This window comes from Streptomyces sp. NPDC088707 (assembly GCF_044752725.1).
GTDB lineage: Bacteria > Actinomycetota > Actinomycetes > Streptomycetales > Streptomycetaceae > Streptomyces.
Genome location: NZ_JBIVLV010000001.1, coordinates 555,091 through 577,173, shown reverse-complemented (window position 1 = coordinate 577,173; position 22,083 = coordinate 555,091). Strand labels below are relative to the sequence as shown.

The 22,083-nt window shown below is 73.5% G+C and carries 17 protein-coding genes and 1 riboswitch; of the genes, 6 read left to right on the top strand and 11 right to left on the bottom strand.

The window, feature by feature from the left end; all coding sequences use genetic code 11:
- Positions 1 to 8: 8 nt before the first annotated feature.
- On the bottom strand, positions 9 to 509 hold the full coding sequence (locus tag ACIP84_RS02695; protein ID WP_401793647.1) for a hypothetical protein: 501 nt from the start codon (positions 507 to 509) through the stop codon (positions 9 to 11).
- Between the two features lie 160 nt (positions 510 to 669).
- Between ACIP84_RS02695 and ACIP84_RS02690 the strand changes: the two genes are divergently transcribed.
- Positions 670 to 1,659 (top strand): LysR family transcriptional regulator, encoded by a 990-nt coding sequence (locus ACIP84_RS02690; protein WP_401793645.1) that lies wholly within the window; start codon positions 670 to 672, stop codon positions 1,657 to 1,659.
- 205 nt (positions 1,660 to 1,864) lie between these two features.
- Here ACIP84_RS02690 and sigJ read toward each other — a convergent pair whose 3' ends face one another.
- Positions 1,865 to 2,815 (bottom strand): RNA polymerase sigma factor SigJ, encoded by a 951-nt coding sequence (sigJ, locus tag ACIP84_RS02685; protein WP_401793642.1) that lies wholly within the window; start codon positions 2,813 to 2,815, stop codon positions 1,865 to 1,867.
- Positions 2,816 to 2,984: 169 nt separating this feature from the next.
- Here sigJ and ACIP84_RS02680 point away from each other — a divergent pair, with 169 nt between their 5' ends.
- A complete protein-coding gene (locus tag ACIP84_RS02680; RefSeq protein ID WP_401793639.1) occupies positions 2,985 to 3,974 on the top strand; it encodes an NAD(P)H-dependent oxidoreductase in 990 nt (329 codons plus the stop codon).
- A 117-nt stretch (positions 3,975 to 4,091) separates the two neighbouring features.
- Here ACIP84_RS02680 and ACIP84_RS02675 read toward each other — a convergent pair whose 3' ends face one another.
- Complete coding sequence (locus tag ACIP84_RS02675; RefSeq protein ID WP_401793637.1) at positions 4,092 to 5,615, bottom strand: aldehyde dehydrogenase family protein; 1,524 nt, start codon at positions 5,613 to 5,615, stop codon at positions 4,092 to 4,094.
- Positions 5,616 to 5,658: 43 nt separating this feature from the next.
- Positions 5,659 to 6,888: a GAF domain-containing protein gene (locus ACIP84_RS02670; RefSeq protein ID WP_401795613.1), complete on the bottom strand. Its 1,230-nt coding sequence runs from the start codon at positions 6,886 to 6,888 to the stop codon at positions 5,659 to 5,661.
- A 316-nt stretch (positions 6,889 to 7,204) separates the two neighbouring features.
- Positions 7,205 to 7,313: riboswitch (ZMP/ZTP riboswitch) on the top strand.
- A gap of 27 nt (positions 7,314 to 7,340) precedes the next feature.
- On the opposite strand from ACIP84_RS02670, the gene ACIP84_RS02665 reads away from it, so the two are divergent.
- Both ACIP84_RS02665 and ACIP84_RS02660 read left to right on the top strand, forming a co-directional pair.
- The gene (locus tag ACIP84_RS02665) at positions 7,341 to 8,195 is read left to right on the top strand and encodes a bifunctional 5,10-methylenetetrahydrofolate dehydrogenase/5,10-methenyltetrahydrofolate cyclohydrolase (RefSeq protein WP_073905420.1); all 855 of its coding nucleotides are present in this window, start codon (positions 7,341 to 7,343) and stop codon (positions 8,193 to 8,195) included.
- Between the two features lie 291 nt (positions 8,196 to 8,486).
- Positions 8,487 to 9,404 (top strand): hypothetical protein, encoded by a 918-nt coding sequence (locus tag ACIP84_RS02660; RefSeq protein ID WP_401793634.1) that lies wholly within the window; start codon positions 8,487 to 8,489, stop codon positions 9,402 to 9,404.
- On the opposite strand, the gene ACIP84_RS02655 is transcribed toward ACIP84_RS02660, so the two are convergent.
- Entirely contained in the window at positions 9,385 to 10,788 is a 1,404-nt protein-coding gene (locus ACIP84_RS02655) for an SWF or SNF family helicase (protein WP_401793631.1), read from the bottom strand. The two genes, ACIP84_RS02660 and ACIP84_RS02655, sit on opposite strands and share 20 nt — an antisense overlap.
- Positions 10,785 to 13,880, bottom strand: a complete 3,096-nt coding sequence (locus ACIP84_RS02650) for a DEAD/DEAH box helicase (protein ID WP_401793628.1) — start codon at positions 13,878 to 13,880, stop codon at positions 10,785 to 10,787. Before ACIP84_RS02650 ends, ACIP84_RS02655 begins: the two co-directional genes overlap by 4 nt.
- Positions 13,881 to 14,188: 308 nt before the next feature.
- On the opposite strand from ACIP84_RS02650, the gene ACIP84_RS02645 reads away from it, so the two are divergent.
- Positions 14,189 to 15,280, top strand: a complete 1,092-nt coding sequence (locus tag ACIP84_RS02645; protein ID WP_401793625.1) for an acyl-CoA desaturase — start codon at positions 14,189 to 14,191, stop codon at positions 15,278 to 15,280.
- Positions 15,281 to 15,367: 87 nt separating this feature from the next.
- Positions 15,368 to 15,913 (top strand): MOSC domain-containing protein, encoded by a 546-nt coding sequence (locus ACIP84_RS02640; protein ID WP_401793622.1) that lies wholly within the window; start codon positions 15,368 to 15,370, stop codon positions 15,911 to 15,913.
- 50 nt (positions 15,914 to 15,963) lie between these two features.
- Here the strand turns inward: ACIP84_RS02640 and ACIP84_RS02635 are convergent, their stop codons facing one another.
- The 5 genes from ACIP84_RS02635 to ACIP84_RS02615 form a co-directional block, all read right to left on the bottom strand.
- Entirely contained in the window at positions 15,964 to 17,352 is a 1,389-nt protein-coding gene (locus ACIP84_RS02635; protein WP_401793619.1) for a tannase/feruloyl esterase family alpha/beta hydrolase, read from the bottom strand.
- Positions 17,353 to 17,610: 258 nt separating this feature from the next.
- Entirely contained in the window at positions 17,611 to 18,672 is a 1,062-nt protein-coding gene (locus ACIP84_RS02630) for a hypothetical protein (protein WP_401793616.1), read from the bottom strand.
- A 183-nt stretch (positions 18,673 to 18,855) separates the two neighbouring features.
- Positions 18,856 to 19,191, bottom strand: a complete 336-nt coding sequence (locus ACIP84_RS02625; RefSeq protein ID WP_401793613.1) for a hypothetical protein — start codon at positions 19,189 to 19,191, stop codon at positions 18,856 to 18,858.
- Between the two features lie 86 nt (positions 19,192 to 19,277).
- Entirely contained in the window at positions 19,278 to 21,176 is a 1,899-nt protein-coding gene (locus tag ACIP84_RS02620) for a bifunctional serine/threonine-protein kinase/glutamate ABC transporter substrate-binding protein (RefSeq protein ID WP_401795611.1), read from the bottom strand.
- A 226-nt stretch (positions 21,177 to 21,402) separates the two neighbouring features.
- Complete coding sequence (locus tag ACIP84_RS02615) at positions 21,403 to 22,011, bottom strand: class I SAM-dependent methyltransferase (RefSeq protein WP_401793611.1); 609 nt, start codon at positions 22,009 to 22,011, stop codon at positions 21,403 to 21,405.
- Positions 22,012 to 22,083 lie beyond the last annotated feature (72 nt).

The window sequence follows — 22,083 nt, the reverse complement described above, 5'->3', positions numbered from 1 at the left end:
CCGGCGGCCTACGGGATGTTGCACTCCGTCATGCCGGGCCAGGGATCGGTCGACGTCCACACGTCGACGGCGGGGACGAAGCCCCACCCGTGATTGCCGTCGCGACCGGGAGCGACGCGGTCACCCATGGTGTAGTACCAGATGTTGTTGCCGCCGCCGTGCGCGGCGCCGCGACCCCAGCACACGAACCAGCTCGTCGACGTGTCGATCCAGCCGATCACCCCGCAGGCGGCGATGAAGCTGGCGCAGCCGTACAGAGGGGCGCCGGCACGATTGCCGCACACCCAGTCACGCGTCCAGGTGCGCCCCGTGTACGCGTCGTAGTGGCTGACGTTGCGGGCGGTGCACGACGCCTGGGCCGCGAGGGGCGCGGCCTCGGCCGTCGGCGGCGCGCTCCACACCGCGCGGGTGGTCGTGCCGGCCTGGGGCGACGACGCCTGAACGGCGCCGGCGCTGAACAGCACGGCCAGGAGGGCGGCGAGCATCGCCACCGCTCGTCTCACAGACATGTTTCGGCCCCCGTTGTCGAGAAAGCAGTGGTCGGACGGCCCCGCGGAACCGAGGAGTTGTCACGGGGCGTCGCTTGAGAGCCGAGCCTTCCACTCGCACTCTGTTCATGTCATCGCTTGTGGCCATGCGACATGAAAGACGATCGATAAGGGATTCATCATGGTTACTGGCGGAACGGCCGCTGAAGGCGCCGCGCCGACGGGCCCCGACCCGCGGACGCCGAGCGCCCATCAACTCCGGCTGTTCGTCGCCCTCGCGGAGGAACTCCACTTCTCGCGCGCCGCCGCCCGGCTGTTCATCACGCAGTCGGCGCTGAGCCAGCAGATCAGAGACCTGGAAAGACGCCTCGGGGTGCGGCTGTTCGACCGTTCGAGCCGGGCCGTGACGCTCACCCCGCAGGGCCGGGTGCTGTTGGCTGACGCGCGCGGCGTGGTGGCGGCCATGGACCGGCTGAGCCGCAGCGCTTCGACCCAGGCGCGCAGGCTCTCCGGACGGCTCGTCGTCGGCACCATCGGCGCGGAAGCGGCGATGCCCTATACGCACGCCGTGCTGCGTCTGCTCCACGAACGGCACCCGCTGGTCCAGGTCGACGTGCGCAGCCTCCACTTCGCCGACCACTTCGACGCCCTGTTCCGCCATGACATCGATGTTGCCTTCCTCCGTCCACCGGTCCCGCCCGGCGTCGAGGTGCAACACCTGGCCACGGAGCCGCGGTTGGCCTGTCTCTCGGCGAGCGATCCGCTCGTCCACCGGGACCGGATCACCCTCGCCGAGCTGGCCCACCACCCGGTGATCGACGTCCCGCCGCAGGTGCCACGGCTCTGGTGGGACTTCTGGGCCGCCGACCCGCGACCCGACGGCACCCCGGTCCGCTACGGACCCGTCGCCTCGGACCTGGAGGGCCTCCTGCACCTCGTGGCCCAGGGCAAGGGCATGTGTTTCCTGCCGGCCGCCGCGCGCGACCTCTTCCCGCGCCCCGGCGTCCGCTACGTCGAGGTCACGGACCTGCCTCCGTCAACGGCGGGCCTCGCCTGGCTGAGGGAGAACCGCACGGAACCGCTCATCGAGGCCGTGGTGGCAGCTGCCGGACACGTGGCCTCGGCGCGGGACCGGGGGGCCGCCCGGGGCAGGAGCCAGGCCCAGGACTGACCCCACGTCACAGGTCGCGACTACTCCGGGTGCGGGTCCCGGCCGCCGTCCCCCCAGCGTCCGTCGGCGGACGGGAGGCACACGCCGACATCGACACCTTCCGCTCCGACGCCGACGACAAGATCGTCGAACACCAGGACGCCCTCCAGGTCACCCCCCCCGACGTCCGAGAACGACAACACCACGATCTGAGCGGGCTTCGGAGTCACCGACTCCAGGGGCGGAGTTTGTCGGGGTTGCGTACCGCCCAGATGCGCGCGATCCGGTCGTCCGCGATGTCGAACGCGTACACCGCCACGGTGACGCCTTCGTGCTCGATCACCAGCCCCGCCCGGCCGTTGACCGTGCGCTCCAGGACCGCCAGGCCGCCTGACGCCCGGCCGGTGAGATCGGTGAGGTAGCGCGCGATCCCCTCGCGGCCCTCGATCGGGTGGAGCGCGGCGGCGACCACGCCGCCGCCGTCCGCCGTGAACGTGGCGCCGGGCGCGAGGAGACTCATCAGGGCGTCGATGTCCTGGGCGTCCCACGCCCGCTTGAAGTCCCTGACGAGGCGTGCCTGGTGGGCGGTCGGAGCGGTCTCAGGGGGCAGGGAGGCGCGGACGCGGCGCCGGGCGGCGGAGGCCAGTTCGCGGCAGGCCGCCGGGGTGCGGCCGGTGATCCCGGCGATCTCGCCGAACGGGTAGCCGAAGACGTCGTGCAGGACGAGCGCGACGCGCTGGGCCGGGGTCATGGATTCGAGGACGACGAGAAAGGCCATGCTCACCGACTCGTCGAGGGTGACCCGGTCGGCCGGGTCCGCCGGGTCGTTCGCGGCGGTGCCCTGGCGCCCGCTGATCCAGTCGGTCCGCTCGGGCAGCGGCTCGGGGATCCATTCGCCCACGTAGCGCTCGCGCCGTACCCGTGCCGAGCCGAGGAGGTCAAGGCACACCCGGGTGGCGACCGTCGTCAGCCAGGCGCCGTGGGACTCGATGGCGTCCTGCTGCGGCCGGGACATGGCGTACCAGCGGGTGTAGGTCTCCTGGACCGCGTCCTCGGCCTCGGCCAGGGAACCGAGGAGCCGGTAGGCGAGAGCGATCAACCGCCGCCGCTCGCCGATGATCGCGTCCAGACCCGCGCCGGCCTCGTCGTGTCCTGACGTCGTGTGGTGGTAGGTCATGGTTCCGGTGGCTCCCTGATCTCGGATCGTGACTCACCGGTTCGACGAGACAACCCGTCCGATTGTCAGGTCCGCGGCTCTCCCTGACGTTCCGCGGTGCCGTCTCGTCGTATCAGGTGGAGACGCCATCGACCCGGAGAACCCGGGTGGAACACCTGAGGAGACAGCGATGACCAGGATCGGCATTCTCATCGGCAGCACCCGCCCCGGCCGCAAGGGCGACCAGGTCGCCCGCTGGGTCCACGAGCGGGCGGCTCGCCGCGGCGACGCCGCGTTCGAGGTGATCGACCTGCTCGACCACCCCCTGCCGCACCTCGACGAGCCGCTGCCCGCGCTCGCCGGGCGGTACCAGCACGGGCACACCCGGGCATGGGCGGACACCGTCGCCCGCTTCGACGGATTCGTCATGGTCACCCCCGAGTACAACGCCTCCATACCCGGCGTGCTCAAGAACGCGATCGACTACCTGTACGCGGAGTGGATCCACAAGGCCGTCGGGTTCGTCTCCTACGGCGCCGATGGCGGCACCCGTGCGGCCCGGCAGCTGCGGACCCTGTGCGAGCTCCTCCAGATGGGGGCCGTGACCCCACAGGTGTCACTGTCCCTGCACACCGACTTCGAAGACCGCGCGACACTCACGCCGGCCGCCGGCCGCGTCAGCGCCCTGGACACGCTGCTGGACCACGTCGTCGCCTGCAGCACGGAGGGCGGTGCGGCCACGCCCACACAGCGTGAGACGGACGAGGCCGCGATCCGCCGCCGCGTCGACGGGATCATCGACGCGATCAAGTCCAGGGACCTCGAGGGGCTGCGGCGGCTCTACTCGACGGACGTCGTGTCCTTCGACATCGATCCGCCGCTCCAGCACGTGGGGCTCGACGCCAAACTGAAGAACTGGGCGAACGTGTTCACGCTCTTCCAGGAGGTGACGTACGAGGTGCGCGACCTGACGCCCACGGTGGGCGAAGACGTGGCGTTCATCCACGGCTTCGGTCGCCTCAGCGGCACGCTGCGCGACGGGACGGCGGTGGGCGGCATGTGGGTCCGGGTCACCTTCTGTTTCCGGAAGATCGACGGCGAATGGCTGATCACGCACGACCAGGTCTCCGTGCCCCTGGACATCCTGGGCGGCAAGGGAGTCGTCGACCTCGAACCGTGACGCCGGCGGCCCGAGCGGGCGGCGCAGGCGCGTGGCTCCGCCGGCCGACCGTACACGCGCCGCCGAGAGGCGCCTGACCCGGGGAGAACCCCAGGTCAGGCGCCTTCTTTCCTGCCCCTAGAAGAATCCCAGCCTCTTCGGCGAGTAGCTCACCAGCAGGTTCTTCGTCTGCTGGTAGTGGTCCAGCATCATCCGGTGGGTCTCGCGGCCGATGCCCGACTGCTTGTAGCCGCCGAAGGCGGCATGGGCCGGGTACGCGTGGTAGCAGTTCGTCCAGACGCGGCCAGCCTGGATGGCGCGGCCCGCGCGGTAGGCCGTGTTCGTGTCGCGGGTCCAGACTCCGGCGCCCAGGCCGTACAGGGTGTCGTTCGCCGTGCTGATCGCGTCGTCGAAGTCCGTGAAGGACGTCACCGCCACCACCGGGCCGAAGATCTCCTCCTGGAAGACCCGCATGCGGTTGTCGCCCTCGAAGATCGTCGGCTGGACGTAGTAGCCGCCCGCGAGGTCGCCTCCGTGCTCGACGACCTGGCCGCCCGTCAGGATCCGCGCGCCTTCCTTCTGGCCGATCTCCAGGTAGGCGACGATCTTCCGCAGCTGCTCCGCCGACGCCTGCGCGCCGATCATCGTGTCGGTGTCCAGGGGGTGGCCCGGGACGATCTTCTCCGTGCGGGCGACGGCCGCCTCCAGGAACTCGCCGTAGTGGCCCCGCTGGACGAGCGCGCGTGAGGGGCAGGTGCAGACCTCGCCCTGGTTGAGGGCGAACATCGTGAAACCCTCGAGGGCCTTGTCGCGGAAGTCGTCGTCCGCCGCCCACACGTCGTCGAAGAAGATGTTCGGCGACTTGCCGCCGAGTTCCAGTGTCACCGGCTTCAGGTTCTCGGCGGCGTACCCCATGATCAGCCGGCCGGTCGAGGTCTCGCCGGTGAAGGCGATCTTGGCGACGCGCGGCGAGGACGCGAGCGGCTTCCCGGCCTCCTCGCCGAAGCCGTTGACGACGTTGAGGACGCCCGGCGGCAGCAGGTCCGCGACAAGGCTGAGCCAGAAGTGGATCGAGGCGGGGGTCTGTTCGGCCGGCTTGAGGATCACCGCGTTGCCCGCGGCGAGCGCCGGCGCCAGCTTCCATACCGCCATCAGGATCGGGAAGTTCCACGGGATGATCTGTGCGACCACCCCCAGCGGCTCGTGGAAGTGGTACGCGACGGTGTCGTCGTCGATCTCGCTCAGCGCGCCCTCCTGGGCCCGCAGCGCCCCCGCGAAGTAGCGGAAGTGGTCGATGGCGAGCGGGATGTCGGCGGCCAGCGTCTCCCGCACCGGTTTGCCGTTGTCCCAGCTCTCCGCGACCGCGAGCGCCTCCAGACCGCTCTCCATCCGGTCCGCGATGCGCAGCAGGACGGCCGCGCGCTCGGCCGGCGCCGTCCGCCCCCACGCCGGGGCCGCCGCGTGCGCCGCGTCGAGGGCGCGCTCCACGTCCTCGGCGGTGCCGCGCGCGACGTCCGTGAAGGGGCGGCCGTCGACCGGGCTGGGGTTCTCGAAGTAGCGGCCGAGCGCCGGAGCGACGTACGCGCCTCCGATCCAGTGGTCGTAGCGGGCCTCGTACGACATGAGCGCGCCCTCGGTGCCGGGTGCGGCGTAACGGGTCATGGCATGGCCTCCCTGGGACGCGCCGACCGTCCCTGGCCGGCGCTCACCGGCGAGTGTGCGGACCCGGACGTTGCAGGACCGTTGCACCGGCGGACAGTTCCGCCTCCAGGGAGTCGAGACGCGCGCGTACGGGCGGGAGCCGAGCCGCCGGAACCGCCGCGCACAACGCCCGCCAGACCACCACGTCGTCCTCGCCCCAGCTGCTGTACGCCCAGTCCGCGAGCAGCCCGGGATCGCCCCGGTCCACCAGCGCCGCCCGCAGCCGGCCCGCGAGCCGCTCCCGCAGCCGTACGACCCCGGGGGCTAGCGAGGCCGGAAGCAGCGGGCCCGCGTACTCGCCGGCCGCCGCCGCGACGGCCCCCGAGGCGAGCCGCCGGTCCACCGCCGCGAAGTCCGCCTCCACCCCACCTGCCAGCCGGTACGGGCGCGAGCGCAGCACGTCCGGACCCAGCAGCGTCCGGAGCCGCGACAGCTCCGCCCGCAGTGTCACCGGCGTGACGGACTCGTCCTCGTAGAGGAGCGTGAGGAGCTCGTCGCCGCCGACCCCTTCCGGGCGGTGCGCGAGCAGGACCAGGATCTCGCTGTGCCGGCGGCTCAGCCGGACCCGCCGACCGCCGAGCGACAGCGACGCCTCGTCGCGGCCGAGCGCCGCGAGGCGCGCCCTGTCCGCCGGCGGAGCAGGCCCGATCAGCGCGAGCTGCGACTCCGCCGCCCGCGCCACCGCCTGGACGAAGCCGAGACTGTGCGGATGCGCGAGCCGCCTCCCGCCCGTGATGTCGACCGCGCCGAGCACCCGCCCGCTGTGCGGGTCGTGCACGGGGGCGGCGGCGCAGGTCCACGCCCGGACCGGGTGCCGGAAGTGCTCGGCGGCGACCACCTGGACCGGGCGGTCGACCGCGAGGGCCGTGCCGGGCGCGTTCGTCCCGGCCGCCGCCTCCGACCAGCGGGCCCCGGCCACGAAGTTCATCCCCCGGGCCTTGCGCAGCGTGGCCGGGTGGCCCTCGACCCACAGCATCCGGCCGGCGGCGTCGCACACCGCGAGGAGGTGCTCCCCGTCCGTCGCGTACGCCCCCATCAGCTCGCGGATCACCGGCATCGCCGCCGCCAGCGGATGGCCGTCCCGGAGGTCGGCGAGCTCGTCCTCGTCCAGTTCCACCCGGGCCGCTCCGTCCGGGCTCACGCGCGCGCGTGCGGAACGGCGCCATGAAGCGGCGACCAGCGGCCGGACCTGCCCGGAGCCGGGGGCCTCGACGGGAAGGAGGTCGGGCGCCACCGGCCCGGCGGCGGTGCGGGGTGCCGAGGCCGACGAGGAGGACGACCGCGCCTTCCCCGCTTCCCTGCCGCCGCCGTCCGTCCCCGTCTCCCCGTCGCTTCGCGCCGTCCCCGTCTCCCCGCCGCCGCGGACCGTCCCGGCCGTCGCCTGCTTCGGTCGTCCGGCCACCCACGCGTCGCTCAACTCGGCCTCCTCGTCGAGGTCGTCCCGGCCCGTCGGCTCATCGTGATGCGCGGGGGCGCCGTCGACAAGCGCTCCGGCGCCCCGTCCCGCGCACCCTGTCCGGGACCCGCCCCCGACCGCTCACGTACAGTGGGGCTCGGGCCGTGACTGGCGCTTGAGGTGGATCACCACCGGGGAGCGGCCCGGCGGGGACGTGCTCGACCGGCGCGACCGTACCGATGCCGTGCGCCTGGGCGAATCACTGTCAGAGACGACGCCCAGGAGTTGCCATGTCCACCAGCACCGCCACCCTCATGGACGGAACGGCCCTCGCCCGCCGTACGGTCGAGGAGACCGCCGCCCGCGCCGCCGAGATCACCCGTCGCACCGGTGTCACGCCGTGTCTGGCGACCGTCCTGGTCGGTGCGGACCCGGCCTCGGTGACGTACGTGAAGATGAAGCAGAACCGCTGCGCGAAGGCCGGAATCCGCTCCAAGCACGTCGAACTGCCCGCCACCACGACGACCGAGGAACTCGTCGCCGCGATCACGGCCCTCTCCGAGGACCCCGAGGTCCACGGCATCCTCCTCCAGCACCCCGTCGGCCCGCACATCGACGAGCGCGCCGCCTTCGAGGCCATCGCCCCGGAGAAGGACGTCGACGGTGTCACCATGGCCTCCTTCGCCGCCATGGGCTTCGGCCTGCCCGGCTTCGTCTCCTGCACGCCCGGCGGCATCATCCGCCTCCTCGACGCGTACGACGTGGAACTCCGCGGCAAGCGCGCCGTCGTCGTCGGCCGCAGCGCGATCCTCGGCAAGCCGGCCGGACTTCTCCTCCTCGGCCGCGACGCCACGGTCACCTACTGCCACTCCCGCACCGAGGACCTCTCCTCCGTCGTCCGCGAGGCCGACGTCCTCGTGGCCGCCGTCGGCAAGCCGAACTTCATCAAGGGCGCCGACATCAAGCCCGGCGCCGTCGTCATCGACGCCGGCTACAACCCGGGCAACGTCGGCGACGTCGACTTCGCCTCGGCCGCCGAGCGCGCCTCGCTCATCACGCCCGTTCCGGGCGGCGTCGGCCCCATGACCATCGCGGTGCTCCTCGCCCAGACCGTCGAGGGCGCGGAGCGCCAGCTCGGGCTGTAGGACCGGTTCGTGACGGGGCGGCGGAAAGGGCGGCAGGCACGATCGCGGCCGGCAATGGTCACGTTTCTGTACAGGCCGCTCCCCGCACCCCTAAAAAGGTGGCCGCGGAGCCGCCGACCGGCGAACCTTGACCTTGTGCCCCACCCGTCCCCCGCCACCCCGTCGCCGGACCGCCGACCGGGCGAACCCGACCCGCTCGGTGAGCCCGACTCGTTCGATACGACTGATCGTGCCGACCGAGCCGATCGTGTCGATCTGTCCGAACCCTTTGATGTGCCTGATTCGCCGGATGTGCATGACGAGCCCGGGGCGGGTGACGTCTCCGGTACGAACCCGGTGACCCGCTCTGCCGCACTCGCGCGACCCGGTGCCGGTTCCGACTCCGGCTGGTCGCCCCGCATCGTGCGGCTCGGCGCGCCCCGGCCCGGGCCGGCCGCCCGAGGGGCCCGCCGGTTCGGCGTGCCGCTCGTCCCGCTGCTCGTCGCCGGGCTCGTCGCGACCGCGTTCGTCGCCTCGCGGGGCGGTACCGAGCAGAGCCTGTCCACGGGCGAACGACCCGGCGGCGACCAGGTCGGCGCGCCGTCACCCGTCGTGTCCGGCGACGGCCGCGCCGAGGCCACCCCGCCGGGTGGCGGGGGCCCGACCGACCGACGCACGGGCGACACCGGAGCGGCAGGCGTCCGTACCACCGACACGCCGTCGGGCGCCGTGACCTCGGACGCCACTCCGACCCGTACCGCCTCCCCGCACCGGACCGCCGACCCCGAGAAGGGCGCGTCCGCGACCCCCTCCTGGACCGGCGGTTCCACCGCCCCATCCCGGCCGACCCGCCCCGCGACGGGTGGCGCCGGCGCGCCCCGCCCGGTCTCCTTCGATGCGCTGAGTGTCGGGGACTGCTTCGACATCGACCGCGGCGCGCCGGGCACCGCACTCCGGCGCTCCTGCGACACGCCGCACCACGCCGAACTCGTCGCCCGTCTCCGGCTCACCGGTCTCCACGCCACGGACACGGCGATCCGCGAGGCGGCCACGCTGCTCTGCCGCGAACCGCTGCGCCGCAAGGCGGCACGGCAGCCGCTCGGCACGCGCTGGACCACCTTCGTCCAGTACCCGTACCGAACGAGCTACCTCCTCGGCTCGGACGCCATCGCCTGCAGCCTGGCCGCCACCACCAGCGGTGCCGGCACCCTCAGCCGTCGGCTCCAGTAGGGCCGGCGGCGAGGGCCGTCGCCAGAGCCGTCGCCGGATCCCGGTCCGCCGGTCCGGCGGGGGACCAGCGGGCACCCGACTTCAGGTAGGGCCACCAGCGCCCGTCCTCGCCGAGGCGCAGCTGCGCCTCTCCACCCACCACCGTCCACCGCGCACCACCGGGGCGCCGCAGCGCCGGGCGCTCGTCGTCCTCCCAGGCCTCCGTGAGCCGGGTTCCCGCCCACGCGAGCGCCTCGGCGTCCGGCGTCCAGTCCTCCTCCAGTACGGCGAGGGCGGCGGCTCCTCCGAAGTCCCACGCGCGCGTGGCGAGGTCCATCTCCGCCCGTGTCCGGCCCGAGCCGGAGGCGAGCCGCGCCGTGATCCGGGGCAGGGGGGCGCCCGCGGCGAGCCGAACCGCGTCCTGAGCGACCGTGAGCGCAACCGTCGGAGCCGCAGGCGCCGGGGACCCGCCCTGGACGGACGGACCGCCGGACCCCCCACCGCCGGACGCCCCACCGCCGGACGCCCCACCGTCGGACGCCCCGTCGGCGAGCGCCGCCACCAGCATCCGGTGCGCGCGGCCCGCCGCGTCCGCCGCGAGGAACTCCAGGGCAGTCGGGTCGACCCCGGGCCCCGGTTCCGTCTCCGCGTCCAGGGACAGCGACCGGCCCGGTGCGTCCTGAGCGACCGGAGGCGCGGGGAGCGGCGGCACGAGGAACCCCGCCGCGTAGGCCTCCTCGGCCGACACGCCCGGCATCCCACCCGCGCCCTCGGGCATGTCCGCGCCCGGTGTGTCGTCCGCTCCCCGCCCGCCGTGCGCGGCACGCGAGGCGCTGCGCGCCTGCAACTGGTCCAGGAGGGTCCGCTCGCCGCGGCCCCGCATGAGGAGCAGGACGAAGGGATCCTCGTCGAGCAGCCGGGCCACCTGGTAGCAGAGCGCAGACGTGTGCGGACAGTGGTCCCACGCCTCGCAGCCGCACTCCGGGTCGAGATCCCCGATTCCCGGCAGCAGATCGAGCCCTGCCGCCGCCGCGTCCTCGACCAGGTGCGGCGGCATCTCACGGTCGAGGAGCGCGGCGATGTGCCCCGCGCTGTCGACGGCGAGGTCCAGGAGCCGCTCCCACTCCTCCTCCGAGAACTCCCGCACCAGGACGTCGCTGCGGTACGCCGTTCCGTCCCGGTCCTTCACCACTGCCGTGATGCGGCCGGGCCGTACCGACACGGCACCCACCGCTCCCGCGCGCGCGTGCCGGCGTCCCGCCTTGAGCTGCCGGCCGTCGAGCGCGGTGTCCTCCAGCGCCTTCAGCCACGCCAGGCCCCACCAGGTCCTGGCGAAGGCCGCACCCCGCGCGGGAGGCAGCGCCGCGAACGTCCGCTCGTCGCCCTCGTGTCCGTACCCGCTCATCGTGCGTCACCCCGCAGTCGTACGAGCTCCGCCAGCTCGGCATCGGTCAGTTCGGTCAGCTCCGGCGGGGTGTCCCCGCCGGTCCCGAGGACGGTGTCCGCCAGCTCCCGCTTGCGGTCCAGCATGGTCGCGATCCGGTCCTCGATCGTCCCCTCGGCGATCAGCCGGTGCACCTGCACCGGGCGGTCCTGCCCGATCCGGTACGCGCGGTCGGTGGCCTGGGCCTCCACGGCCGGGTTCCACCAGCGGTCGTAGTGCACGACGTGCTCGGCGCGGGTGAGATTGAGACCGGTGCCGGCGGCCTTGAGGGAGAGCAGGAAGACCGGGACCTCGCCGCTCTGGAAACGGGCGACCATCGCCTCCCGCTCGGCGACCGGCGTCCCGCCGTGCAGGAACTGGGTCCGCACGCCCCGCGCCGCGAGGTGGGCCTCCAGCAGCCTGGCCATCCCCACGTACTGGGTGAAGACAAGGGTGCACGCGCCCTCGGCGAGGATCGTGTCGAGGAGCTCGTCGAGCAGCTCCAGCTTGCCCGAGCGGCCCTCGATCCTCGGCCGCTCCTCCTTGAGGTACTGGGCGGGGTGGTTGCAGATCTGCTTGAGACCGGTCAGCAGCTTGACGACCAGGCCGCGCCGCGCCATGCCGTCGGCCTCGGCGATCGCCGCCAGGGTCTCCCGTACCACCGCCTCGTAGAGACCGGCCTGTTCCGGTGTCAGGGAGACGGTCCGGTCGGTCTCCGTCTTCGGCGGCAGCTCGGGCGCGATGCCGGGGTCCGACTTGCGGCGGCGCAGCAGGAACGGGCGGACCAGCGCCGCGAGTCGCGCGGCCGCGGCCGGGTCCCGGCCGCCCTCCACGGCGGCGGCGAACCGGGTCCTGAAGGCGCCCAGGGTGCCGAGCAGCCCGGGCGTGGTCCAGTCGAGGATCGCCCACAGCTCGGAGAGGTTGTTCTCCACAGGCGTGCCGGACAGCGCCACGCGCGCGCGTGCCCCGATGGTCCGCAGCTGCCGGGCCGTCGCCGAGTACGGGTTCTTGACGTGCTGCGCCTCGTCCGCGACGACGAGTCCCCAGCTCCGCTCGGCGAGTCGCGCCGCGTCGAGCCGCATGGTGCCGTAGGTGGTGAGGACGAAGCCGCCGTCGGTGAGGTCCTCCAGGTCACGGGTCGCGCCGTGGAAGCGGCGCACGGGCGTGCCCGGCGCGAACTTCTCGACCTCGCGCTGCCAGTTGCCCATGAGAGAGGTCGGACAGACGACGAGGGTGGGTCCGGCGGAGTCCGGGTCGGACTGCCGGTGCAGATGCAGCGCGATGACCGTGATGGTCTTGCCCAGACCCATGTCGTCGGCGAGGCACCCACCGAGGCCGAGTGAGGTCATCCGGTGCAGCCAGTCGAGCCCGCGCAGCTGGTAGTCGCGCAGGGTCGCGGCGAGCGCCGGGGGCTGGGAGACCTGCGGACGGCCGCCCTCGGGGTCGGCGATCCGCTCCCGCAGCCGCTCCAGCCAGCCGGTCGCCGCCACCTCGACGGGCCGGCCGTCGACCTCCGTCGTTCCGGTGAGGACGGCCGAGAGGGCATCCACCGGAGTCACCGTACGGTCCTGCTGCGACCTGGCCCGGCGCACCTCGGCCGGGTCGACCAGCACCCAGCGGTCACGCAGGCGGACCAGCGGCCGCCCGGCCTCGGCGAGCCGGTCGAGCTCGGCGCGCGTCAGCTCCTGATCGCCGACGGCGAAGCGCCAGTTGAAGCCGAGCAGAGCGTCGGCGGAGAGGAAGGAGGGGAGAGTCGAGGAGGAACGTGCCTCCTCCGCCTTCTCGTCGGACCCGGGACCCTCGGCGCCGGAACCGAGCCTTTCGTCACGGGAACCGGAACCGGAACCGGAAACGGCACCGGAACCGGAACCGTAGCCGTCCCCGGGCCTGGACCCGGGCCCGTCGGCGGTGCTCCCTCCTTCCGCCAGTTCCCCGCCCACCGGCCCGATCACCGCACTCGCCGTCAGCCGGTCCGCGAGCTCGCGCGGCCAGTGCACCTGGACGCCCGCGTCCGCCAGGGCTCGGCCTGCCGTACCGAGCAGCTCCGCGACCTCCTCGTCGGCGAGTTCGACGGTGTCGGGGACCGCCGCCGTCAGAAGCGGGGCCAACGGGGGCCAGGCCCGTGCGGCGCGTCGGAGGGCGAGCAGGGCGTCCATACGGGCCCGGGGACCGAACGCGGCCGCCGTCCGGCCGGAGCCCGCCCACACCTCCGCCGCGTCCGCGACGAGGGTCGGATCGGCGACACCGTGCAGTTGCAGGACCGCCCGGAAGTCGGGCGCCTTCTCCGACTCGGCGGTGAAGCCCGGCAGTTCGAGCCGGAGCGACAGCCGGACGCCCGCGTCGTGAACAGCCGCCACATCGGCGGCCCACGCCCGCTGCTCGGGAATCGGCTGCGGCGCGTCGGCGGCGAAGGCGGGGCCACCGGCGGCGAGCGGAGCGGCCGGAGTACGGGGGAGGGCGTCCGCGACGGCGTCGGCGAACGCGCGCAGCAGCGCCTCGGGTTCGGGCAGGAGCGGCGGCTCGTCCGACGAGAGCGGTACGGCGTGGGCCTCGGGAGGCATCGACGCCGCGAGCGTCCGCAGTGCGGCGAGCTCGCCGGGCCCGAGCGGACCTACCCGCCACGCGTCGACGTCACCTGCGGTGAGGCCGGGAAGCAGCAGGCCGCGTGCGACGAGGTCGAGGGCGAGGAGCGAGGCGGCACCCCAGAAGGCGTTCGCGGGTGACGCGGTGTCGGCGAAGCGGGCGCGGGTGAGCAGCGGCAGGGCGTCCCGTACGGAGAGGAGACGCGCGGGGACGGTCACCGGCCGGAGGCTCTCTCCGTCGATGACCGTGATGTCGGCGACCGTGATCTCGGCGACCGGGGTGTCGACGTCCGTGATCTCGGCGGCCGAGGTGTCGGTGTCACCGGCACGAGCAGACCCGGCGTCGGTGCTCGGCCGCGCGTCGCCGTCCGCGGACCAGAAGGCGATCCGGCCCGCGCGGGGCGGATCGGCGGGGAGGAAGACGGCGTTGTGGCGGGTGAGTCCGGGGGATGTGCCCCGGGCGGGCTCCTCGGTGGATGCCGGAGCGGGCATCTGAGCGGGTTCGCGGGCGGAATCATCGGGTCCGTGCGACAGCGACAACGCATTCCTCAAATTTGACTACCTGACGTCCGAGCGGCCGAAGGTACCTCACCGCACCCACTCGACGAGGCACCCGCCGCACGTGATCCATGCCACACCTTCCACGGGGTGGGGCTCGCCCCACCCCCTGCCCCCGGCGCGCCCCCGACCGGGGACGGGTGGTGACGCCATGGCCCCGGACGATCACGGATCCGTAGGTTCTCGGTAGGCGCCCAACGACCGTCACCGCTACCGATGTCGACAGAAACCGGAGCCCGTCCATGTCCCAGGCCACCGTCCTGCCCCCGGCCGCCGCCGCACCCGCCGCGGCGCCCGCCCGCGCAAGAGGCGGCAGCGAGTTCACCCCGCTCCTGCGGACGGTCAGGTCGCAGGGCCTCCTCGAACACCGCCCCGGCTGGTACGCCCGCGGCATCGCCGTCAACCTCCTCGGCATCGCCGCCGTCGTGGCCGGCCTCGCCCTGACCGGTCCCTCCTGGTGGGCGCTCCTCCTCGCCGTACCCCTCGCGCTGCTCTCGGCCCGGGCCGCGTTCGTCGGCCACGACGCGGGCCACGCCCAGATCACCGCGAACCGCAAGGCCGGCCGGATCCTCCAGCTGGTCCATGCCAACCTCCTCCTCGGCATGAGCCGGGAGTGGTGGAACGACAAGCACAACCGCCACCACGCCCACCCCAACCACCTCGACAAGGACCCGGACGTCGCGGCGGACATCCTCGTCTTCGCCGAGCACCAGACGGCCGGCCGCTCGGGGCTGCGCGGATTCCTCACCCGCCACCAGGCGTGGCTGTTCTTCCCGCTGACGACCCTGGAGGGCATCGCACTCAAGGTGTACGGGGTCCAGGCGCTGCTCGCCAAGGACGGGCCCTGCCGCTCCCGCCGTGAGCGGCTCGTCGAAGGCGCGCTGCTCCTCACCCACTTCGCGGGATACACGGCCCTGCTGCTCACCCTGCTCACCCCGCTTCAGGCGCTCGCCTTCGCCCTCGTCCACCAGATGCTGCTCGGGGTGCACCTGGGCATGGCCTTCGCCCCCAACCACAAGGGAATGGAGCGGCCCGACGAGCACGCGGACGGCGACAGCTGGGGTCACCTGCGGCGCCAGGTGCTCACCTCGCGCAACATCCGGGGAGGCGCCCTGACCGACTGGTTCCTCGGCGGTCTCAACTACCAGGTCGAGCACCACCTCTTCCCGAGCATGCCGCGCCCGAACCTGCGTCTCGCGCAGCCGGCCGTCCGGGCCCACTGCGCCGCCCTGGGCGTCCCGTACACGGAGACCGGCTTCGTGGACTCGTACCGCCAGGCCCTCGGCCACCTGCACGACGTGGGCGCGCCGCTGCGGTCCGAGTGGGCCGAGTAAGGTCGAGAAAGGTCACATCTGATGTGATCATCGGTCCGACGGTCGGTGCTTCGGCCGTCGGAAAGCGGAGAAGGGGAGCTCCTCGACATGAGCGACGGCACGGTCACCACGGTCAGCAGCAACGGCACGTACACGTTCACCAAGCCCAACCGCGAGGGCATCACCCTCCTCGCCGGGCTCGGCGTGGAGGGTGACGTCCACGCGGGCGTGACGGTCAAGCACCGCTCGCGCGTCGCCCAGGACCCGACCCAGCCGAACCTGCGTCAGGTCCACCTCATCCACGCGGAGCTCTTCGACGACGTCGCCGGAGCCGGCTTCGAGGTCGCGCCCGGCGACCTCGGCGAGAACGTCACCACCCGGGGGATCGACCTCCTCGGCCTGCCCACCGGCACCCGACTGCACCTCGGCGCGGAGGCGGTCGTCGAGATCACCGGTCTCCGCAACCCGTGCGCCCAGATCGACACCTTCCGGCACGGACTGCTCAAGCAGGTGCTCGGCCGCGACGAGAACGGCGAGATCGTGCGCAAGGCCGGGATCATGGGCATCGTCCTGAACGGCGGCGAGGTGCGCCCCGGAGACCCGATCCGCACCGAGCTGCCGGAGGGCCCGCACCGCCCGCTGCAGAAGGTCTGAGTCACGGGGCCTCGCGCCTGCCCGCGGCGGACGAACCGGGCCCCGGAAGCTCACCCCTCCAGGGCGCAGGAGTTGACCACGTCACCGCTCGCGGGACGGGCGATCGTCCGGTCCGCCGGCGGAGCCGTACCCTCCTCGACCCACTTCGTCAGCGCGTCGAACGCCGACCGGTAGCACGGCAGGATCGGACGCAGACGGTCCGGATACGTGTCGTACAGGCCGTCGGTGTGCGTCCCGTCCTGCACCGTGTAGAACCGGTGCATCCCGCCCCGGCCCCGCGCGTCGATCATCCGCGTGTACACGTCGGAGTCGGTGGCGAGGGGCAGCAGCGTGTCGAGGTCGCCGTGGAGAGTGATGAGCGGCTTGCCGATGCGACCGGTGAGCGCGACCTTCGCCACCGCGCGGTGCACGGAGGCGGGCCGGGAGGCGTAGTCGTACGAGGCGTCCGAGGCGCAGGGCGCGAAGATCTGCTCCGCGGTCCCGCCGGCGGAGGAACCGGGGCAGGCGGGGTCGTACGAGGGGTCGAACTCGGCCCGGAAGATCTTCTGCGTCAGGCCCCAGTACGCCTTCTCGTGGTACGGCCACAGGAAACGCGACCCGGGCGCGAAGCCGGCCCCGATCAGATCCTCGTCGGAGGCCTGCCCGAGCGACCGGGCCACCGTCACCGGCAGGCTCGTCAGGAGGTTGGGGCCGCGCGAGGTCCACAGCACGCCCTCCCAGTCGACCCCGCCGTCGTACAGCTCGGGACGGTTCTCCAGCTGCCAGCGCGTCAGATAGCCGCCGTTGGAGATGCCCGTCATGTACGTGCGCTCCGGGGCACTGCCGTAACGCTGCCGAACGGCCTTCTTGGCGGCCCGTGCCAGCTCGGTCACCCGGCGGTTCCACTCGGCGACCGCGTCGCCGGGACCGCGTCCGTCGGTGAAGAAGTCCGGTCCCGTGTTGCCCTTGTCGGTGGCCGCGTAGGCGAACCCGCGGGCGAGGACCTGGTCGGAGATGAGCGCGTCCGTGGAGTACTGACGGCGGGTGCCGGGCGCGCCGGTCACGACGAGGCCGCCGTTCCAGCGGTCGGGCAGCCTGATGACGAACTGCGCGTCGTGCGCCCAGCCGTGGGTGGCGTTGAGCCGTGAGTCGTCGGGGAAGTAGCCGTCGATCTGGACGCCGGGCACGCCCGACGGGTTGCGGGTCCCCAGGGCGGCGAGCCCGGCCTGGTCCGCGGTGTCGGTGTACGGCGTCCCCGCGAGCCCCGCGGTCGTGAGATCCGCCAGGCAGGCGGACTGCTGGTGCTCGGCGCCGGGAACGTGGAGCCGGTCCTGGCGTGCGCAGTGGGCGGCGGCGCCCGCCGCTGCCCGCTCCTCCGCCCCGGCGGGCCCCGCGGGAGCCAGGACGGTGACGGCGGTCAGGAGCGCGGCGAGCAGCGGGACGCCTGGGAACAGGCGCATGAGGGCCTCCGGGGGCAGGGAAAGGGATGCGGCGCCACATCGTGCGACGCACCCTCATCACCGGGCCATGGTCCCGGACCACACCTCGGGCTGTCGGGCCGTGTGGATCGGCATGACACCCCTCGGCGGCCTCCTGCCGGCAGGAAGCGAGTACAGATCGATCGGGAGCGATCGGGGGTCGGAGCCGATCGGGAGTAGACCGGCAGCCGCTCAGGAGTGCCGGTCAGGAGGGCCGGCCAGGAGTCGACCGGGAGCCGGTCAGGAGGGCCGTACGGCCATCGCGTCGAGCCCCGCCAGGAGTGCGGGCAGTCGCGGACCGCGGGCCACCGGCAGGACCTCGCGCGGCAGCTCGTCGAGCAGGACGAAGGCCATGTCGTCCGGACGCGCCACCAGCGACCAGCCGGGTCCGTCCGCGCGCAACGTCCGCACGCCCCCGTCCGTACCGGTGTCGGAGGACCGCACCCGCCCGATCGGTGGCGGCTCCTCGAGGTAGCCGCGGAGCTCCTCGAGGGCCCGGCGGACTCCGGCGTACGGATCGGCGACGGCGTCTGCAGCCGCTGCCGGGGCGGTGGACACCGCGCCCTCACCCGATGTCTCCGCCTTCGCGGGCTGCGCTGCCTTCCGGGAGGAGGGCCTGTCGAACCACGTCGTGGGCCTGGGTGCGGCCTCGGCCTCGACCGGTGTCCCGGTCGAGGCGGCGGACGCGGACGACGACCGCGCGGTTGCGGACGGGACCGCGGTATCGGACGAGACCGCGGTATCGGACGGGCCAGTCGTATCGGCCGGGCCCGCCGTCCCCGCGTCGGACGACGCGTCGTCCGTCACCTGGCTACGCCAGGCGGACCACTGCAGTGCCACCTCGTCCGCGCCGAGGCGCCGCTGGGCAGGCCCCCACACGTCGCCGGACGGCGGGGCCAGCGGGGCCGGGTCGCCCTCCTCGGGCTCCGGGTCGTGCGGGGCCGGCACACCGGGCGCGCGCGTCGCCACCGCGAGCGGCCAGCCCGGCAGGCCGGCGACCACCGAGGCCTCGTCGGGGGAGAGGTCGTAGGCCATGCCGCAGTCCCAGGAGGAGATGGCCACCGCGACGAGCGACACGTCGTCGACGACGACCGTCCACCGCGCGCCGAGCCCGTCCTGGCCGAACACGAGCCCGTACCCCTCGGCGTACGGCTGGAGCCCGAGCGCCGCGCAGGCCGCCGGGTAGTCGTCGCCGAGCACGCTCGGGAAACGCGCGGGCGTCAGCAGTGCCGCGGTCAGCACGAACAGCGCGTCGGCAGCGCCGTCGGCCTCGGCCTCGGCGATCGGGTCCGTCCCAGCCACGCATGCCTCCCCATCTGGTCGTCGGCGCACCTTAACCAATGAGTAGGGAGCCCTGTCCATAGCCCGGCGCCGTGACCTGCGTCGCCGGACGGGCGCGGGTCGGGAAGCGGGCCGGGACGCCGTCGTGTCTCACGCGTCCGGGCCCGCCTCTCCCGCGCCCGGGCCCGCCCGGTTCCGCGAGCCCTACGCGTCGGCCGCCGGTCGTCGCGCCGGGTCCTCCCGCAGGCCCAGCAGCGAGCGGGCGACGGTCCTCGGCGACTCGTTCCTTTCCCGGGCGAGGGTGAGGAGGGCTCGACAGGCCAGTTCGTTGACCCCGAACGACAGCATGCCGGGGGAGACCCGGCTGGCCGCCTCCTCCGCCCGCGCCGGATCGTCCTCGGCGCATGCGGCCACGTACTCGGCGGCCGCCTCGAAGAGGTTGTGCCCCTGCCGGGGACGTGGTGGCGCCGGCGCGGCCGCCTCGCGTGCCCGCCGGGCGGACGGAAGGAGCCTGCGCAGTCTTTCGGGTACCCGTGCCACGCCGCACCGCCTTTCCCGGGCACGACTGCCCGGCACTTCCACGGTAGTCAGTGAAGTGCCGGGAAAGAAGGGTGCGTTGGGGTCTGCTAGGAAGCCCCGCCGCTGGTGGACCACTGCTGGACCGGCGGCGAGGCATTCCTCAGGAGCGGGAGGTTCCTCTCGACGGCCTTCTGCCAGGAGCCGTCGTCGATCATGTTCTGGAGCGCCCGCCGGACGGTGCCCTTCGCATCGCCGCCTTCCGGCACGCCGATGCCGTAGGGCTCGTCGCTGACGCTGAAGCCGGCGAGCCTGAACCGTCCCTCGTACGCGTCGTGCGCGGCGTACCCGGCGAGGAGCGTGTTGTCGGTGGTGACGGCGTCGACGGCGCCCGCAGCGAGGTCGTCGATGCAGCGGGCGTAGCTGTCGTGGGTCACGACCTGAGCCTGGGGGGCGAGCTTTGTCCGGATCAGGAGCGCGGTGCTGGAGCCGGTGGCCGTGCAGACCTTCCGGCCGTTGAGGTCCGTCGGGCGCTTGGTCGCGGTGTCGTTCGCGGGGAGCAGGACGTCCTGATGGGCCATGAAGTAGGGACCGACGAAGTCGACCTTCTTGTCCCGCAGGGAGTTGAACGTGTACGTGGCCACGACGAGGTCGACATCACCGTTGGTGAGGAGCGCCTCGCGGGTGGAGCTCCGGGCCTCCTTCCACACGATGTCGGCGGGATCGTGCCCGAGCGCGCGAGCGACGTAGGTCGCCACGTCCACGTCGAGACCCGCGTACGTGCCGTCCGGGTTCTTGAAGCCGAGTCCGGGCTGGTCGAACTTGATGCCGATGGTGATCTCGGGGCCGCCGCCGGTCGGGTTCGCCCCGGACGCGCTCGTGGAAGGGGCGGAGGGGGGCGACGACGACGTGGACCCCTGGCCGCTCGGCCTGCCCTCGATGCGGTCGCCGATTCCGTCGTCCTTCTCGCCGCCGAGCGGGAGGAGGTTCCAGACGAGCACGCCGCTGAGGACGACGGCCGCCCCTGCCGCCGCGTACACCCCGCCGCGCCGCTTGTGTGCCGTGGGCGGACTGGACGGTACCGGGGGTGCGAGGGGGAAGGCGGTCGCGGTGTCCGCGCCCGCGTCGACGGAGGGGCGTCCTGCGGCCACGGCCGCATGAGGCACCTGATCCTGGGGCTGATCGTGGGGCTGGGGCTGGGGCTCGGCCTCGGGCTGAGGCTGCTGTTGCGCCTCCGCCCCGGCTTCCGCCTCCACTGCGGCGAGCATCCGGTCGAACGTCTCGCCGTCGGGGCGCGCCGCCGGATCCCGTACGAGCACACTCGTCAGCACCCGTGTCAGCGGCCCGGCCCGCAGGGGCGGCGGCACCTCCTCGCCGAGGACGGCCGCGAGCGTGGCGAGCGTGTTCGCACGGCGCAGCGGATGGTGGCCCTCCACCGCGACGTACAGCGTCATGGCCAGCGACCAGAGGTCGGCGGCCGGCCCGCCCTCCTCGCCGCTGACGCGTTCGGGCGCCATGTAGTCGGGCGTGCCGATGATGGACCCGGCGGCGGTGAGGGCCGTGGCTCCGTGGATCGCCGCGATGCCGAAGTCGGTCAGGACCGGCTGCCCGTCGGGCCGCAGCAGGACGTTCGGCGGCTTGATGTCCCGGTGCTGGATGCCCACCGCGTGGGCCGCGCGCAACCCCGCGAGGATCCCGCGTCCCAGCGTCGCCGCCTCGCCGACGGCGAGTTCACCGCGGTCGAGACGGTCCTGGAGGGAACCACCGGGGACGAGTTCCATGACGAGCCAGGGGTACGTGCCCTCGCCGCCGTCCACGATGTGATGGATGGTCACCACGTGGGGGTGCGCCACGCGCGCGAGTGCCCGGGCCTCACGCAGCACCCGGATGCGGAGTTCACGGGCGGCCTCGGGGTCGTACTCGGCCAGCGCGGGGTCGGGCGGGCGGACCTCCTTGAGGGCCACCTCACGGTGGAGCGCCAGGTCCCGCGCGCGCCACACGGTGCCCATACCGCCCCCGCCGAGCCGTCCCACCAGCTCGAACCGATCGTCGACCACCCGCGCCACTCACAGCCCCCTCAGCCACGCCTCGCACCCCGCCCCGACTCTGCCACATCAGGGTGCGGGAACCGGCCGGATCCAGGACGGGGCCACCTGGGCCGCGGGGCCGGGCGGCCGCGCCGCCGGACGCCCGGACGTCCAGGGCGTGCGGAGCACCACGATCCGCGCCGCGCCCTCAGCCCTCCCGTACGGCCATGGCCAGGTAGCGCGCGTCCTCGTCCACGTAACCGACGAGCCGCCAGCCCGCCTCGGCGAGCACGGGGCGCAGCCGGGGTTCGGCGCGCAGGTCGTCCGGCGTGATCTGCCGGCCGTGGCGGGCCGCGAGGGCCGCCCGCCCGATCGGGTGGAAGAGCGCGAGCCGGCCGCCGGGCCGTACGACGCGGGCGAGTTCGCGCAGCCCGGCGACGGGGTCGGCGAGGTGCGAGATGAGTCCCGCCCCGAAGACCGCGTCGAGTGCCCCGTCCCGCACCGGCAGGCGTCCGACGTCGGTGAGGAGCAGCGTCGCCGTCCCGGCTGTGCCGCCGCGCCCGGCGGCGACGGCCCTCTCCAGCATCTCGGGGGTGAGGTCGGCGCCGAGTACGGTGCCGGACGGTCCGACGGAGGCGCGGAGCGGAGTGAGGGCGCGCCCGGTTCCGCAACCCGCGTCGAGCACCGCGTCGCCCGGGCGCAGGCCGAGCTCCGTCACGGCGGCGGCGTACGCGGGGCCGTCGTCGGGGAACCGGCTGTCCCAGTCGGCGGCGCGGGAGCCGAAGAACTCTCGGACGTGTGTGGGGTCATCGCTCATGCGCTCATGATTCCGTACCCGGAGGAGTGACCGTCGTGTGTGAACATTTTGTGCACATCGTCTGCGTGCACG

Coding starts and splice junctions, on each gene's coding strand:
- ACIP84_RS02675 (WP_401793637.1), bottom strand. CDS start 5,615: ATGACCCGTTACGCCGCACCCGGCACCGAGGGCGCGCTCATGTCGTAC.
- ACIP84_RS02650 (WP_401793628.1), bottom strand. CDS start 13,880: ATGCCCGCTCCGGCATCCACCGAGGAGCCCGCCCGGGGCACATCCCCC.
- ACIP84_RS02665 (WP_073905420.1), top strand. CDS start 7,341: ATGTCCACCAGCACCGCCACCCTCATGGACGGAACGGCCCTCGCCCGC.
- ACIP84_RS02645 (WP_401793625.1), top strand. CDS start 14,189: ATGTCCCAGGCCACCGTCCTGCCCCCGGCCGCCGCCGCACCCGCCGCG.
- ACIP84_RS02620 (WP_401795611.1), bottom strand. CDS start 21,176: ATGGGCACCGTGTGGCGCGCGCGGGACCTGGCGCTCCACCGTGAGGTG.
- ACIP84_RS02690 (WP_401793645.1), top strand. CDS start 670: ATGGTTACTGGCGGAACGGCCGCTGAAGGCGCCGCGCCGACGGGCCCC.
- ACIP84_RS02640 (WP_401793622.1), top strand. CDS start 15,368: ATGAGCGACGGCACGGTCACCACGGTCAGCAGCAACGGCACGTACACG.
- ACIP84_RS02635 (WP_401793619.1), bottom strand. CDS start 17,352: ATGCGCCTGTTCCCAGGCGTCCCGCTGCTCGCCGCGCTCCTGACCGCC.
- ACIP84_RS02615 (WP_401793611.1), bottom strand. CDS start 22,011: ATGAGCGATGACCCCACACACGTCCGAGAGTTCTTCGGCTCCCGCGCC.
- ACIP84_RS02655 (WP_401793631.1), bottom strand. CDS start 10,788: ATGAGCGGGTACGGACACGAGGGCGACGAGCGGACGTTCGCGGCGCTG.
- ACIP84_RS02680 (WP_401793639.1), top strand. CDS start 2,985: ATGACCAGGATCGGCATTCTCATCGGCAGCACCCGCCCCGGCCGCAAG.
- ACIP84_RS02695 (WP_401793647.1), bottom strand. CDS start 509: ATGTCTGTGAGACGAGCGGTGGCGATGCTCGCCGCCCTCCTGGCCGTG.
- sigJ (WP_401793642.1), bottom strand. CDS start 2,815: ATGACCTACCACCACACGACGTCAGGACACGACGAGGCCGGCGCGGGT.